The sequence below is a fragment of the Paenibacillus sp. FSL F4-0087 genome (assembly GCF_038020215.1).
GTDB lineage: Bacteria > Bacillota > Bacilli > Paenibacillales > Paenibacillaceae > Paenibacillus > Paenibacillus taichungensis.
The window spans coordinates 339241-355491 of record NZ_JBBODJ010000001.1; the positions used below are offsets into that span (position 1 = coordinate 339241).

The 16251-nt window shown below is 48.6% G+C and carries 15 protein-coding genes; 1 reads left to right on the forward strand and 14 read right to left on the reverse strand.

Annotated elements, in window-relative coordinates; all coding sequences use genetic code 11:
* Nucleotides 1-2 precede the first annotated feature (2 nt).
* The 14 genes from MHB84_RS01685 to MHB84_RS01750 all read right to left on the reverse strand — a co-directional run bounded on the left by MHB84_RS01685 (nt 3) and on the right by MHB84_RS01750 (nt 14441).
* Complete coding sequence (locus tag MHB84_RS01685) at nt 3-353, reverse strand: putative DNA-binding protein (protein ID WP_076289483.1); 351 nt, start codon at nt 351-353, stop codon at nt 3-5.
* Between the two features lie 259 nt (nt 354-612).
* A complete protein-coding gene (gene trhA, locus MHB84_RS01690; RefSeq protein WP_076289482.1) occupies nt 613-1260 on the reverse strand; it encodes a PAQR family membrane homeostasis protein TrhA in 648 nt (215 codons plus the stop codon).
* A gap of 144 nt (nt 1261-1404) precedes the next feature.
* Nucleotides 1405-2418, reverse strand: a complete 1014-nt coding sequence (ftsY, locus tag MHB84_RS01695; RefSeq protein WP_076289481.1) for a signal recognition particle-docking protein FtsY — start codon at nt 2416-2418, stop codon at nt 1405-1407.
* 75 nt (nt 2419-2493) lie between these two features.
* Complete coding sequence (gene smc / locus MHB84_RS01700; RefSeq protein WP_076289480.1) at nt 2494-6063, reverse strand: chromosome segregation protein SMC; 3570 nt, start codon at nt 6061-6063, stop codon at nt 2494-2496.
* Between the two features lie 376 nt (nt 6064-6439).
* Nucleotides 6440-7138: a ribonuclease III gene (gene rnc, locus MHB84_RS01705; protein WP_024630178.1), complete on the reverse strand. Its 699-nt coding sequence runs from the start codon at nt 7136-7138 to the stop codon at nt 6440-6442.
* A 13-nt stretch (nt 7139-7151) separates the two neighbouring features.
* On the reverse strand, nt 7152-8390 hold the full coding sequence (fabF, locus tag MHB84_RS01710) for a beta-ketoacyl-ACP synthase II (protein WP_024630177.1): 1239 nt from the start codon (nt 8388-8390) through the stop codon (nt 7152-7154).
* 180 nt (nt 8391-8570) lie between these two features.
* Nucleotides 8571-8804, reverse strand: a complete 234-nt coding sequence (gene acpP / locus MHB84_RS01715) for an acyl carrier protein (protein ID WP_024630176.1) — start codon at nt 8802-8804, stop codon at nt 8571-8573.
* 151 nt (nt 8805-8955) lie between these two features.
* A complete protein-coding gene (fabG, locus tag MHB84_RS01720) occupies nt 8956-9705 on the reverse strand; it encodes a 3-oxoacyl-[acyl-carrier-protein] reductase (RefSeq protein ID WP_063564667.1) in 750 nt (249 codons plus the stop codon).
* Between the two features lie 37 nt (nt 9706-9742).
* On the reverse strand, nt 9743-10675 hold the full coding sequence (gene fabD, locus MHB84_RS01725; protein WP_076289479.1) for an ACP S-malonyltransferase: 933 nt from the start codon (nt 10673-10675) through the stop codon (nt 9743-9745).
* Between the two features lie 27 nt (nt 10676-10702).
* Nucleotides 10703-11692, reverse strand: a complete 990-nt coding sequence (locus MHB84_RS01730; RefSeq protein ID WP_063564927.1) for a beta-ketoacyl-ACP synthase III — start codon at nt 11690-11692, stop codon at nt 10703-10705.
* A gap of 8 nt (nt 11693-11700) precedes the next feature.
* Nucleotides 11701-12696 carry a phosphate acyltransferase PlsX gene (gene plsX, locus MHB84_RS01735; RefSeq protein WP_064639094.1) on the reverse strand — a complete coding sequence of 332 codons (996 nt, stop codon included), beginning with the start codon at nt 12694-12696 and terminating at the stop codon, nt 11701-11703.
* Nucleotides 12693-13241 (reverse strand): transcription factor FapR, encoded by a 549-nt coding sequence (gene fapR / locus MHB84_RS01740; protein WP_205525006.1) that lies wholly within the window; start codon nt 13239-13241, stop codon nt 12693-12695. The genes plsX and fapR overlap by 4 nt, the downstream gene beginning before the upstream one ends.
* Nucleotides 13242-13692: 451 nt before the next feature.
* Complete coding sequence (rpmF, locus tag MHB84_RS01745; protein ID WP_017689233.1) at nt 13693-13866, reverse strand: 50S ribosomal protein L32; 174 nt, start codon at nt 13864-13866, stop codon at nt 13693-13695.
* 68 nt (nt 13867-13934) lie between these two features.
* Complete coding sequence (locus MHB84_RS01750) at nt 13935-14441, reverse strand: YceD family protein (RefSeq protein WP_076289478.1); 507 nt, start codon at nt 14439-14441, stop codon at nt 13935-13937.
* Nucleotides 14442-14923: 482 nt separating this feature from the next.
* On the opposite strand from MHB84_RS01750, the gene MHB84_RS01755 reads away from it, so the two are divergent.
* Complete coding sequence (locus MHB84_RS01755) at nt 14924-16156, forward strand: nucleotidyltransferase (RefSeq protein ID WP_076289477.1); 1233 nt, start codon at nt 14924-14926, stop codon at nt 16154-16156.
* Nucleotides 16157-16251 lie beyond the last annotated feature (95 nt).

The window sequence follows — 16251 nt, forward strand, 5'->3', positions numbered from 1 at the left end:
AACTACTCTCTGAGCTGTTGAATAATATCGTTTATTTGTTGGTTGTTATCAATGGAAACGCCTGCGCGCTCCAATGCATTTTGCAAATCTTCAAGATTACGGTTGCGCCGTTCGTGCTTCTCCAGCAAGCCTAGCTTGCTTTCGTAATTTTCCAACACTTGTTCGGCACGTTTGATATGCTCGTATACCGCCTGGCGGCTGATCTCGAACTCGGCTGCAATCTCGCCCAGCGAGAAATCATCATGAAAGTAATACTTTAGAAACGTCTGCTGTTTCTCGGTAAGCAACCGTTCATAGAAAGCAAACAGCAAGTTAATCCGGTTTGTCTTCTCAAGCCGGTTTTCTTGACTCATAACGGGGCACTCCCTTCGTCAAGGAAAAACACTTTACACTCTTGCAACGTTCCTAATAATACCTAAAACAAATCAGGTTGTCAAGCAAAAATACTTGTCACAATAAAAACGTTCATTTTACACTCATTTTTCCTGCCTACATGGTTACTCTTAGCCGTTCCTCTACAGCTGAATACGACCTGCTGCAACCATTATATAAAACAAAAAAACGAATGGGTCTCCACAGATGGAGCCGATTCGTTTAACGCTATCTACCGTTCTAGCGAAGTGGTGTCAGGTACAACAGTACCATGAAGAAATGAAGAATACTGCCTGCTAGCACAAAGAGATGCCAAATCGCATGGTGGTATGGAAATCCACGCCACACATAAAAAAGCGTCCCCAGTGTATACATCAGACCTCCAGCAACCAGCAACACGATTCCGCCTGTAGGAATGGCAGCCATAAGCGGTTGCCAAGCAATAACGATGAGCCAGCCCATTGCAATATAGAAAATCGTGGACATGAATAGAAACTTTTTCGTGAAAAATGCCTTAAAGATCACGCCGAATAATGCGATTCCCCAGATCACACCGAACAGGGTCCAACCAAGTGTGCCACGAACAGCAATAAACAAAAGCGGAGTGTACGATCCGGCAATAAACAAATAAATGGATGAATGGTCAAAAATCTCAAATAAATCTTTCACTTTCCCATCTTTCCATGCATGCACGAGTGTGGAGCTCGTATAGAGCAGCAGCATGGTGATCCCGTAGATCGTGAAACTGACCACATGCCAAGCCGTGCCTTTCATACTCGAAAATACAATCAATAGCACCAGTGCAGCTACACTGAGTGCAGCGCCGATTCCATGAGTTACCGCATTGGCGACTTCCTCACGACGGGAATAGGTATAGGTATTGGCCATATCAACCGTCCTTTCTAGCCCTTTAGCCTTGCCTTCTTTATTCCCATTATACACGTATTGCCAGTGACATTACACGTGACACTTATCACGTATATCACTGGCAATACGGTTAACGCTATTCATTCATGCTATTTATTAATGGTTCTAGGAATTAGCTTCCTCTTCTTCAGCACTTTCAGCTGGCTGTTCCTGAATCAGTCCCGCAAACAACGCATGCACGAATTGCTCCGAGTCGAATGGCTGCAGATCATCAATTTTCTCACCAAGTCCGACCAGCTTCACAGGCAGATCCAACTCCTGACGAATCGCAACAACAATACCACCTTTGGCGGTACCATCCAGTTTCGTCAGTACAAGTCCAGTTACCCCGCTCTTCTCTCCGAAGAGTTTGGCCTGATTCAGTGCATTCTGACCTGTAGTTGCATCCAGCACCATTAATACTTCATGAGGTGCTTCCGGAATTTCGCGTTGAATGACACGATAGATTTTGTTGAGTTCGTCCATCAGATTGGATTTATTTTGCAGACGGCCCGCAGTATCACAGAGCAATACATCAGCACCCCGTTGCTTCGCAGCCTGTACAGCATCATACATTACAGCGGCAGGGTCAGAACCTGATTGTTGCTTGATCACTTCCACACCGGCACGTTGTCCCCATACTTCAAGTTGTTCAATTGCTCCGGCACGGAACGTATCTCCTGCTGCCATGATGACCTTTTTACCCTGCTGTTTGAAGCGATGGGCCAGCTTGCCAATCGTTGTTGTTTTACCAACACCATTAACACCAACAAACAAAATGACCGTGATGCCATCCGGATTCATTTTCAGTTCATTATTCTGCTCGCCACGAAGCAAATCCGTCAGTTTTTCGGACAATACAGGCTGAAGTTCAGCCGCATCCTCAATTTTGCGTTTTTTGACTTCTTCACGCAGATCTTCAATCAGTTTCATGACCGTATTGACACCTACGTCGGCTCCAATCAGAATCTCTTCCAATTCTTCATAGAATTCCTCGTCGATTTTTTTGCGGCGGATAACGAGATCCGACACTTTCTCTACGAGGCCTTTACGTGTCTTTTCCAACCCGTCCTTGAACTGTTTGGTAACCGACTCCGTTTTGCTTGCAATGCTGTCTCTCAGCTTTTTAAAAAAACTCATAAAGCCCCTCCATCGTGTACATTTCTTAGTTTAAATGATATTAGATGAGTTCATGTGTGACAACCAACTCAAAGATTAGGCAATGACAGCTTCCTCATCTTCCAGTTTAACCGAAACGAGCTTGGATACTCCGCCCTCTTCCATCGTGACGCCATACAGCACATCCGCTTCTTCCATTGTGCCTTTGCGATGTGTAACAACGATGAATTGTGTTTGTTCCGAGAACTCACGTAAATACTGGGCAAAACGCACCACGTTGGCTTCATCCAGTGCCGCTTCCACTTCATCCAGTACGCAGAACGGTACAGGCTTAACATGCAGTATAGCGAATAAAAGGGCCATTGCGGTCAACGCTCGTTCCCCGCCGGATAATAGCTGCAGGTTTTGCAGCTTTTTGCCTGGTGGCTGGGCGACGATATCTATGCCCGTATCGAGCAAACGCTCAGGGTCCATCAATACAAGATCCGCGCGCCCTCCGCCAAACAGCTTGGTGAAGACCGTGCCGAACTCCCGGCGAATCGCATCAAATGTTGCCTTGAATCGTTTGGCCATCTCATCTTCCATTTCTCGAATAACCTGATACAACGTTGTTTTGGCTTCGACCAGGTCATTCTTCTGCGTGCTGAGGAACTCATACCGCTCGTTAACCCGCTGGAATTCCTCGATGGCTCCCAGATTGACGTCACCGAGAGCCGCAATGCTGCGCTTCAGTTTCTGAACCTCAGCTTGTGTGCTCTCCACATCTTCCGGTACTGGATAACGCTCCTTGGCAAGTTCATAGCCGAGCTCATACTCATCCATCAGTTTGCGCAGAATGTTTTCCAACTCAACATCAAGTCTGTTCACGGAAATTTCCGTTTGTCGCATCTGTTCCTCCACAGCTTTCAGCTGTGTGCGCTGTTCCTTCGTTTCACTCTCGGCAAGCTCAAGCTTCTTCGACAGCTCGCTTCGGGCAGCACGTTTGAAGTCCAGCTCCTGTGCAGATTCCGCTTTTTTCAGCTTGTACTGGTTAAGATCTTCAATCTGTTTAACACTCTCAGTCTCTGTTTTCTTCAGATCTGCTTCCATGGAGGCCAGCAACGTGCGATTTTGACGAAGATCCTTCACCAGTGAATCCACTTCGCGCTCCAGACGCCGTAACTGCTCCTCGTTGGAGAATCGCTCCTGATCCAGTTTCCCCTCTCGGACTTTCAGATCGGTGAGTTGGGTCTGCAATTCCTCCTTCGCGGATTCATTCGCTTTACGCGCAAATTCTGCGGCATGAATGGCACGATGAGTCGCCTTCTCTTCTTCCTCAAGTTGCTCCAGCTTCTTCACAGCAACATCGCGGGCTGTATCCATTTCTTTGATTTCTTCAGTAAAGCCGCTCTTTTCCTGCCCGGCTACGGCAACCTGTTCCAGTACGTGACGCAGTTCATGCTCAACCTGCTTCATTTCCATTGAAGCCTGCTGTTCTGCATTCCGGGTGTCGTCTCCAGACTGACGCAGCTCGTCCAGCTTATCTTGGCACTGCTCCAGCTGAGTCTTTACATCCTCCACACTGCGATGCAGTTTTACGATCTGATTTTCGGTATCCAAAATATCTTGATCCAGCTGATCCAGCTGCCGTTTGCGGCTGAGCAGACTACCATTTTTCTTATGCTGGCTACCACCGGTCATCGAACCACCCGCATTAACCACATCGCCTTCCAGGGTTACGACCCTGAAACGATATTGGCAGCGAGCTGCGATCTTATTGGCATCCTCCAGCTTTTCTGCAATAATGACATTTCCGAGCAGACTTCCAATGATCGCAGCATAACGGGATTCGTATTGTACAAGATCCGCACCAATTCCCACAAAACCATCCATGCCTTCGATCATCGAACGTTCCCCTGCACCAATGGTACGTGCACGAATAACATCCAGCGGGAGGAACGTAGCTCTACCCAATTGACGTTGTTTCAGAAAAGCGATCGCCTGTCTGGAAACCGATTCATTCTCCATGACGACATGCTGCAGGGAAGCGCCCATCGCCGTCTCTACCGCAAGTTCAATCTTCTCAGGCACTTTAACGAGCTCTGCAACAGCTCCATGAACCCCGTTCAGTGTACCTTTGCGTGATGCCTTAAGAACTTCTTTGACACCCAACATGAAACCGTCAAAATCATCCTGCATTTCTTTCATTGTATCGCGACGGGAGACCTGGGCTTCACGCTTCTGTTCCCATTTACGGACAGTGCCCCGGCTTTCTTCGAGCAGCTTCTGCAGCGATTGGAGACGTTCACTTTCCGTAATATAACCACCGCGCAGATCACTGATTTCCTTGCCTAAACGAACAACTTTTTTCTCAATCTCCGTTTTGCGGGCTTCCAGCGTTTCCTTCTGGCCTTCCCACTTGCCGGATTCCTCAGTCGCTCGGTTCATTCGCCGTTCCAGCGTTTCTTTCTGTTGGTCCGCGTAACGAATTTCATTTCGTGTCTGAGCCATCTGATTCATCAGTTCCAGCAAGTTGCCCTTAAGGCTTTCCTCCTGCTGTTGGCTAATACCACCAGTGACACCGATAAGTTTGGCTTCTTCTTCGGACAGACGATTTCTTACGTCACTCAATTCCAGTTCAAGCTTGGCAAACTTTTCGCGTAATGCAAGTAACTCGGCTTCACGCTCCCGATGTCTCTCTTCACTCGCTGCAAGGGTCACTTTGAGCTGTTCCTGATTTGTCTGCAGATGACGCGAACGCTCCTTGAGCAGTTCCCCAAGTCCTTCGCTTTTCTCTGTTGCTTCACTGAATTGCAATAAGGCCGATTGCAGCTGTTCCGTCTCCGTTTCCAGCGTACGTAGTGCATTGCGGTCACTTTCCAGCTTGGCATCATGAGTGGAGACGATTGCCGCCAATCCGACTTCTTCCTCTTTCAATGATTCAAGTCGTTGGTTCGCCTTGCTCCAGGAAGCATGAATTTGTTCAATCTGATACACATACATGGAGATTTCCTGTGACTTCAGCTGTCCACGCAATTCCTTGTAGTGGATTGCTTTCTCCGATTGTTCCTTTAACGGACCAATCTGGTCTTCCAATTCGGTGACCAGGTCATGAATACGCAATAAATTCTGTTCCGTCTCATCCAGTTTGCGAGTAGCATCCCGTTTGCGAGATTTATATTTAACAATACCTGATGCCTCTTCAAAGATCCCCCTGCGATCCTCTGAACGGGTACTCAGAATCTCTTCGATTCGTCCCTGTCCAATAATCGAGTAAGCTTCCTTGCCGATTCCGGTATCCATAAACAATTCCGTAATATCCTTCAACCGACACGACTGCTTGTTGATAAAATATTCACTGTCTCCGCTGCGATGTACACGACGCGTTACCGTTACTTCGCCAAAATCCAAAGCAAGCGCATGATCTTCGTTATCCAGCGTCAACGAAACTTCACCATAATTAACAGCCTTCCGTGCATCACTGCCGGCAAAAATGATATCTTCCATCTTGCCACCACGCAGTGATTTGGCACTTTGTTCCCCAAGAACCCAGCGTATGCCGTCTGAAATGTTACTTTTGCCACTTCCGTTCGGGCCCACAACCGCGGTTATGCCACGAACGAACTCCATTTCCGTTTTGTCGGCGAATGACTTGAATCCACCCAGTTCAATCCGTTTCAAAAACATAGGGTTTCCCGTCACCTCCTCTTGCAAATTTCAAATGTTGCATTCAGCGCCTATATAAGTTGGGCTAGAAATGTTACACCTTGTCACTTCAATTGCAGTACCATCTTTCGATCGCTCTTATCCCCAGATTTTCTTTATTCCATTGGTCCGAGGGAAAAATCCGGTGATAAAGGCGCACGCTTCGCTTCTTCAGATTGGTTCTGCACTCTTCGTTTTGTGTAAAAATAAGGTCCAACTTATTTAGTTAAGATCAGGCAACCTCCCCTGGTCTTCTTTACAAAAAAAAGAGCAAAAAGCAGTCCGGCCGATAAATTCCGCCAGGCGGACCCGCGGGCTGCTCTTTGCTCTTCGTTTGTCTATGCGCTTACGGTAAAGCTCAGGCTTCCGGAAGCTTCAGTCGATCCAGCGCTGCAGATGCAGCCTGTTGTTCGGCTTCCTTTTTGGAACGTCCTGTACCTCTGCCAAGCCGTTCTTGACCCATATGGACCTCGGAGACAAACTCCCGTTCATGGGCAGGGCCCCGTTCCTCAACAATACGGTATTCCAGAGCTCCCATATTGTGATGCTGAGTGAGTTCCTGCAATTCCGTTTTGTAATCGCTCATCTGCAATTTGCTGCCCAGAACGATCAACGGAAATACATGCTGATCCAGAAATGTCCGGACAGGCGCCAATCCCTGATCCAGATATAATGCACCAATGAAAGATTCAAACACATCCGCTAGCAAAGCCGGTCTAGTTCGTCCTCCCGTCAGTTCCTCACCTTTACCAAGAAGTACATACTGCCCAAAACCCAACGCTTCAGCAAATTTGACGAGGGAAGGCTCGCAGACAATGGATGCCCGCAGCTTAGTTAATTCACCTTCCGGCCGGTTAGGAAACAAATGATACAAGTATTCCGACACAGTCAGTTCCAGTACGGCATCGCCCAGAAACTCCAGACGCTCGTTATCCTGATGCTGACTGAACCGGTGTTCGTTTACATAAGAAGCATGGGTAAACGCTTGTTTTAAAAGCTGCCTGTTGTCAAATTTGATTTGAAGTTTGTGTTGTAACTGCTTCAGATCTTCACTCAAACGAACTAGCCCCTTATGCTTCAAATTTTTTGAGAATAATGGTGGCATTGTGACCGCCGAACCCAAATGAATTGGACATGGCAATATTGACTTTAGTTTGACGTGGAACGTTTGGAACATAATCCAAATCACATTCCGGGTCCTGATTTTCCAGGTTGATCGTTGGAGCAAGTGTCTGATGTGTCAGCGACAATCCGCAGATTACGGCTTCCACGCCACCAGCAGCACCAAGCATATGACCTGTCATCGATTTGGTTGAACTCACCGCAAGCTTGTACGCATGATCACCAAACGCTTTTTTGATCGCAAGCGTTTCGGATCTGTCACCTACAGGTGTTGATGTACCATGTGCATTGATATAGTCCACTTCTTCTGGTTCGATACCCGCATTACGAAGAGCCATCTTCATGCAACGAGCTGCTCCATCCGGATCAGGCTCCGTCATGTGATGTGCATCGCCAGTGAGACCGTAACCAATCACTTCGCCATAAATACGAGCACCACGTTTTTGAGCATGTTCTAGGGATTCAAGAATTAGAACACCTGCGCCCTCGCCCATAACAAACCCGTCACGTTCTGTATCAAAAGGACGGCTCGACTTAGCCGGATCATCGTTACGTGTAGACATGGCACGCATTGCGCAGAACCCAGCCAGACCAGTTGGTCTAATGGTAGCTTCCGCACCGCCACAAATCATCGCATCCGCATCACCGTTTGCAATCAGCTTGAAGGAATCTCCAATGGAGTGTGTTCCTGTAGCACATGCCGTTACCACGTTGATGTTAGGACCTTTCGCCCCGAGAGAAATCGACATCTGGCCAGAAGCCATGTTAGATATCATCATCGGAATGAAAAATGGGCTTACGCGTTTAGGACCTTTTTGCAGCAATGCATTATGTTGGTCCTCCCAAGTACCCAATCCACCGATACCCGATCCGATCGACACACCGAAACGCTCTGCATCAATGTTCTCGTCAATTTTCAGACCACTGTCTTCAACGGCCTTGAAGCCAGCTGCTACAGCGAACTGAACAAAACGGTCCATTTTACGTGCATCTTTGCGATCCATGTATTCTTCCGGGTTGAAATCCTTGATCTCGGCTGCAATTTGAGTGGTGTATTCACTTACATCAAACGCCTCAATCTGAGAGATTCCGGACTTGCCTGCCATTAAACTGCCCCAGAACGTTTCTAAATCTTTTCCGAGCGATGTCATTACGCCCATTCCGGTAATTACAACTCTTTGTTTCAAACCGACTCACCTCTATATCGACTGCATTACGCAAGTATTTTGTGGGAATATCCGCAAGCAGACGTCTAGCCAAGCAGGACCCGAAGATCCGTTTGACCTGCGCCGCTTGCGGAATGAGAAAAACCAATGAATGATGAGAAGTCCCGCCTGTTCGAAAACAGGTGCGGGACTGAATTGACTTTAGGTATGAGATTGTATGTAGTTTACAACTTCACCTACGGTCGTGATTTTTTCTGCATCTTCATCAGAGATTTCCAAATCGAATTCATCTTCCAATTCCATGACCAATTCCACTACATCCAAAGAATCAGCACCCAAATCTTCTTTGAAAGATGCTTCAAGTGTAACTTCAGCTTCGTCTGCGCCCAAGCGGTCGACGACGATGCGTTTTACACGCTCCAATACATCGGACATCCGGTTCACCTCCTCCTTGGTATTATACGAGAATCGCAGGCAAAATGCCATAGAAGACATATGCGGCTCCCGGCCGGGGAACCCGGCCTTTTTCCGGCATTTCGGATCGTCCAGCGCCTGTTCCCCGACTATTGTTCAAGTCCGGGAAGAATTACATGTACATGCCACCATCAACATGCAGTGTCTGCCCTGTCATATAAGATGAAGCTTCTGAAGCCAGGAACGTGACAACACCGGCGATTTCATCCGGCTGGCCCAGACGGGACAACGGAATACCGTTCAACATGTTGTCCACGATCTCCTGGGACAATTCCTTCGTCATATCGGTCTCAATAAATCCTGGTGCAACGCAGTTAACTGTGATGCCGCGGGAGGCAAGCTCACGTGCAGATGCCTTCGTCAAACCGATGACCCCTGCCTTGGCAGCAACATAGTTTGCTTGTCCAGCATTTCCGAGCACACCCACAACAGAGGAGATATTGATAATTCTACCAGACCGTTGCTTCATCATTGGACGCGTAACCGCCTTAAGACAGTTAAACACCCCTTTGAGATTGGTTTCGATTACCTGATCAAATTCCTCTTCTTTCATACGCATGATCAGATTATCACGGGTAATTCCAGCATTGTTGACAAGAATATCAACATTGCCCCACGCTTCAATCGTTGCTTTGACCATTTGTTCGGCTTCATCCATCTGGCCCACATTCGCTTGAATCGTAATTGCCTGGACACCTTTGGCGCGAATCGCTTCCGCTACTTCCTCAGCTGCCGCTTGACTGCCCGCATAATTCACGGCCACGTTGGCACCTGCCTCGGCTAAAGCGAGTGCAATACTACGCCCGATACCACGGGACGCACCAGTAACGAGCGCATTTTTGCCTTGTAATGGTTTAGACATAATCATTCCTCCTTTCCCCAAATCTAATCATTGTTAATCAAATTAGTGCAGCTGCCGTTGCTTCGAGCGTCTCAAGACTGTTTACATTGTACAGTTTAACGGTTTTATCTGTTTTTTTAATCAAACCTGTTAACACACTGCCAGAGCCAATCTCGATAAAAGTATCTACACCTTGCTCAATAAGCCATGTCACACTGTCTTCCCATAAAACCGGAGAATAGACCTGAGCTGTCAATAAATCCTGAACCTTACCGTCCTCCACAGGTCTTGCAGTCACATTCGCGACTACAGGGACCGCTCCGGGTGAGAACGAAACAGTTTTCAGTTTCTCAGCCAGCTTCTCTGCTGCACCCTTCATTAAGGAAGAATGGAACGGACCGCTTACTTCAAGTGTGATGGCACGTTTGCCGCCTGCTTCCTTAACCCGTTCAGCGACAGCAGCTACCCCTTCCTTCACACCGGAAATCACGATTTGTCCCGGACAGTTGATATTAGCAAGTTCAACTGCATGACCACTTTCGGATACGTCCCGGCAAAGCACCCCCAGCGCTTCCCGATCCGCACCCAATACCGCAGCCATCGCACCCTGTCCACCAGGAACAGCCTGTTCCATATATTGACCGCGTGCCCGCACAATGCTTACCGCGTCCGCGAACGAAAGAACGCCCGCCGCGACCAGTGCACTGTATTCACCCAAACTGTGTCCAGCCATATAATCAGGCTGAATTCCTTTTTCTTTAAAAGCCTCAAACAATGCAATACTTGCTGTCAGCAGAGCCGGTTGCGTATTTGATGTCTGTTTCAACTCGGTCTCTGGTCCCTCAAAAACAAGATTGCTCAGCGAGAAACCCAGCGTCTCATCGGCTGTACGGAAAATTTCTGTTGCCGCAGGCACAGACTCATATGCGTCCTTGGCCATGCCCACAGTCTGCGATCCCTGTCCGGGAAATACAAATGCTATTTTACCCATCCAATTCATCTCTCCCAGCTGTCTAATTTACCAAACGAGTACCGATGCGCCCCACGTCAAACCGCCACCAAAACCAACCATAAGCACGGTATCTCCGGCTTTCATGCGGCCTTCTTCAGCAGCTTCTACCAAAGCAAGCGGAATGGAGGCTGCAGATGTGTTCGCGTATTTATCCACATTGACTACAACTTTCTCTTCTGGAAGCTCAAGTCGCTGCATTGCAGATTGGATAATCCGAATATTGGCTTGGTGAGGAACAAACAGATCCACGTCCGTACGCTCCAGGCCAGCCTTGCGCAGTACTTCGATTGTCGCTGTACCCATCACCCGTACTGCAAATTTAAACACTTCACGGCCATTCATGTAAATGTAATGTTTTTTGTTCTCAACTGTTTCTACGGATGCAGGCAGACGGGAACCGCCGCCCTCCATTTGAAGCAGGCTTCCACCCGCACCTTCAGCTCCGAGATCGAATGATTTAAATCCACGGCCTTCCGGCACTTCACCAACGATAACCGCGCCCGCTCCGTCGCCAAACAGCACACAGGTATTACGGTCGGTATAGTCAGTAATACGAGACAAACAATCTGCACCAATAACAAGTGCATTGTTGTACATGCCGCTTTGGATAAAGCTCGTTGCTGTTGCCAGACCGTATACAAATCCGGAGCAGGCAGCAGACAAGTCAAATGCCGCAGCGCCCTTGGCACCAAGTTTATCTTGCAAAATACAAGCAGTAGAAGGGAATGAAGAATCCGGTGTAATAGTTGCCACAATAATCAGATCAAGATCACTGCCAGTCATGCCAGCAGATTCAAGTGCTTTAATAGCTGCCTCGTATGCCAGGTCCGAAGTCGCCTGATCCGGTGCAGCGATGTGACGTTCCTTGATTCCTGTACGACTGACAATCCACTCATCATTCGTATCGACCATTTTCTCCAAATCGCTGTTTGTCAAAATTTTCTCTGGTACATATTTACCTGTACCGATAACCCCTACCGGGCGCAAATTATTCATGTCGTCACTCACTTCCCGCTAATTTCCTTAGATATGCTCTCCACCAGCTGGTTCTGTACTGCAATCCGTGCTTGGCGCACAGCATTTTTGATGGCATTGCCATCAGCCGATCCATGACTTTTCACCACAAGTCTGCTCAAACCGAGGAGTGGTGCACCACCATGCTCGGTATAATCCAGTTTCCGCTTCAAACCGCGCAGCTCAGGCATGAGCACAGCAGCAGCCAGTTTGCTTTTGAGCGACGATGAGAATTGTTCCTTAAGCAGAGCGAAAATGGCACCCGCTGTGCCTTCGAGGGATTTGAGCAATATATTCCCGGCAAATCCATCACATACAAGCACATCACATGCGCCTGTAAGCACGTCACGGGCCTCTACGTTACCAACAAAACGAATTGGAAGTTGCTCGAGCAATGGATAAGCATGTTTGGTTAACTCATTCCCCTTACCAGGCTCCGTTCCCACATTGAGCAGACCCACTCTTGGTGACGCGATTCCCTGCACTTTTTGCCGATACAAGCTTCCCATCAGACCATATTGTGCGAGGTGCTCCGGTTTGGCATCCATATTCGCGCCGAGATCAAGTGCAAGTACACCCACATCATCGATCGTTGGAATCATGGGCGCAAGCGCCGGGCGCTCAATACCTTCCATACGGCCTACCACCAGCAAGCCGGCTGTCATCAGCGCTCCGGTATTGCCCGCTGAGATCATGGCGTCTGCTTCGCCTTCCTTAAGCATACGACCTGCAACCACCATGGAGGCATCCTTCTTGCGACGGACTGCCTTCACCGGTTCGTCATCCGAACCGATCACTTCGGAAGCATGCCGAATAGTCAGATTAGCAGGTTTGGCACCTGACTGACTCAGAAGAGGTTCCAGCTTGGCTTCATCGCCGACCAGGACGATCTGTGTATCCGCCCATTCCGTTGCCGCGGCGATCGCACCTTCTACTGTTGCCGCAGGTGCGTTATCGCCTCCCATGGCATCAATGACGATTTTCATCCCAAATGACCTCCTTCTACGCTGTCTTCTCCACCTGAACGGTAGATTACAAAGTTGCCTTGAAACACCATTTCTTCACCCACATAAGTGAACACTTCCACTTTGGCTTTGCCCTTTTGACCCGATATCGATCTCACATAAGCCTTCGCAATACATTTCTCAGACAAATGGACCGAACGAACAAAACGAATGTCTGCGGAAGCCGTCAGTGCAATCTCGTCATTAATAACGGCTACAGCCAATGAGTTGGCCTGTGCAAAAACATAGTGTCCACGAGCAATGCCCGTTCTCGAAAATACGTGTTCTTCCTTAATCTCAAACAAGGAGATCCCACTCTTGTCCAGTTGCAAGTCCACAATATCACCGATAATCTCATGCAGGGGCAAGGAGCGCACCTGATCATAGGAACGCTCCGCCATCAGTTTCATCCGCTCCCGAAGCTCGGGAATCCCAAGCTCCAGTCTGTCGAGACGAATCGTCTGAATACTCACCTTCAATTGGCGTGTAAGTTCCTGATCCGTCACAAACGGGTTGTCTTCGATCATTTTGGTTAACTGCTGCTGCCTCTGTCTCTTCGGTACACGTTCGATGCCTGACACCCCCCGCTGTATCGTTTAAGGAACCGCCTAATCCGGTCAGTTCAATATATTCTTTCACGTTGCTTCTATAGTTGCATCCCTGTTCAGCAGGGTCGTTCTCACACATATTATGGTTCATGTTTATGTAACGTCAAATCTTAGAACCTGGTACTAAACTATAGTATATCTCATCCCGTGTCAAAAAGAAAGGCTGGCTGAACAAAAACAATCCTGCCTTGCGGAGCCTGGCTTCACAGTCCTGAATACAACCCGTAATGAGCCTTACTAAAATATCAAATACGTATATTGAACTTTATTCAAGAAGATAGAGTACAGGTAGAAAGGGTCTTTTTTGCGATGCTATAGTCTAAAAAAAGTAGCACCTCATCGAAATGAAGTGCTACTTGATGTCTAGCTATTATTGAGAGATGATCTCTCTTGCTTTGTACGTTCCGCACACTTTGCACACGTGGTGACTAAGTTTAAGTTCGCCACATTGTTCACATTTCACCATGCCCGGTACAGCCAATTTAAAGTGAGTGCGACGTTTGTCGCGACGCGTCTTGGACGTTCTCCGTTGAGGTACTGCCATTATTCCCACCTCCTTATCAAAATCAACCTTTGCAGGTAGTTGTTACAATGTTCGATTTTCACTCATGCTCATTTAAAAAAATCCTTGAGCCCTGCAAGCCGCGGATCGATAACTTGGTTATCACAACCGCAGTCACCTTCGTTCAGCTCATGGCCACACTTGGGGCATAACCCTTTGCATGTATCGCTGCATAGCGGTATAAACGGAAGATCCAGCAGAAAAGCTTCCTCGGCATAACCTTTCAGATCAACGCTCTCTCCATCCACGTAGAAAGTATCGTCGTCTTCAGGCAATTCCTCTGGCTGTTTCCCCTGCTTGAATTGCTCATGAAAATCAATATGAAAATGTTCATTAATCGGCTTAAGACATCGGGAGCATAACATGTCCACTCCTACTGTCAGTTTGCCATGAACATCCACAACGTCGCCCTCTCTGTATTCTGCAGATAAATCCGCAGTCAGCGGGGTAACGGCTGTGATATCCTGTCGGTTAGAAACCAGTTCCTTGATATCCCACTGTTCATTAAACTGCAGGGGTCGGTCACTGGTAGCCACTTTGCGAAATGGCATTAACATTTCCCATCACTCCAAACGAAACCAATCTCATAATTAAAGTTAAACGCCTTACGACAGTTATACAGGTCAAGCCTGACTCTTGCAACACATCATATTCCTGACTGTATGTATTCTGACGATTCCTCGTTAAAAGTATTATGAAATTGACTTAACAAACAAAAATCATTATACCGATTTTTCAAGACGTTTGTCAACACTTTTAACTTTACACCCTTTTTAAAAATGAGGATCCTAATCCGCTTTCGATCTCTGATACATTATAGGCTTACTATAAGTTAAACTACAAGTCATGCATTTTGAAGGTAGGTTCGGGCTATATCGACGAAAAGGATTCTTTTCTTTTTCGGGTATACACTGCGATATGATTTGAACAAAGGTATACCCATGTCCTATTATGGAACAAGATGAGCTCGGATATAATCGGGCTAGGAGTAAAGGATTGAACCGCAATTGAATATTTAACGAAAGGAGCGCGTTCTCATATGAAAGCCGTTGGCGTCATTGTTGAATATAACCCTTTACATAACGGACATGTCTATCATCTAAGCGAAGCCAGACGGCTCAGTGGAGCAGACGTTGTTGTAGCTGTGATGAGCGGCCCTTTCCTCCAGCGCGGCGAACCCGCCATCGTGGGCAAAAGGGCACGGACTGAGATGGCGCTGCATGCTGGCGCCGATCTTGTAATTGAACTGCCGGTTGCCTATGCTGTACAACCGGCCGAGTGGTTCGCCTATGGTGCGGTGTCTCTGCTGCACCGCACAGGCGTTGTGGACTCGCTCTGCTTTGGCAGCGAGTCCGGCGACCTGGACAGCCTGCAGCGCATTGCGCGCGTGCTGGCTGTGGAGCCCGCAGGGCTGCGCGAAGATATCGCGCGCCGCCTGCGGGAAGGCGCCAGCTACCCCACCGCATACGCAGGTGCGGCGGCAGCGCTGGCGCCTGGCGGCGTCGATGCGAACGACGCCGCTGCACTGCTGGGGCAGCCCAACAATTCGCTTGGGCTGCATTACCTGATCGCGCTGCAGCGGCTGGGCAGCGCGATCAAGCCCTTTACGGCGGCGCGTACCGGTGCCGCGTATCATGATGCGACGCCCGGACCGGGGGCGATCGCCAGTGCAACTGCCGTCCGCCGCCTGTTGATGGCGGACGGGCCCGAAGCCGCCGCGCCATACGTGCCGGCGGCAACCCTTGCCATTCTGCAGCGCGAATGGCAGGAAGGACGCGCTCCCGTGCACTGGGAGCGCTTTGCACAGCCGCTGCTGCACATCGCGGCCACACGCCGTGCCTCCGAACTGGAGCAGATCGCCGAGGTCACGGAAGGACTCGAACACAGGCTGAGCCGTACACTTGCTCAGCTCCCGGAGCCTTCAGTCGAGGCGTTGCTGAACGCACTCAAAACGAAACGGTACACACGCACAAAACTACAGCGCATGCTGACCCATATCCTGCTGAATCATACCAAGGCCGAATGTTCGTCCGAGAAGCTGGCTGAAGGGCCCGCATATCTTCGAGTGCTTGGGTTTAATGCACAAGGACAGGGCCTGTTGAAACAGATGAAAAAGACAGCTTCTTTGCCCGTTCTGCTGAAACCATCAACCTTTGTCCATAATCAGTTGGAGCTGGATGTACAGGCTCAGGCAGCATATGCACTCGCCTGCGAACACACCGATACACGTATGATGTACAGCGACTACTATGACCCGCCTGTGAGGCTCTAACTCTACGTTCAGTCCTATCCAAAGCTGGTTCAACATAAACGATTTCGAAACACAAGTTCAATATATCGACTCACAAGCTATTGCTGGAGCCAACG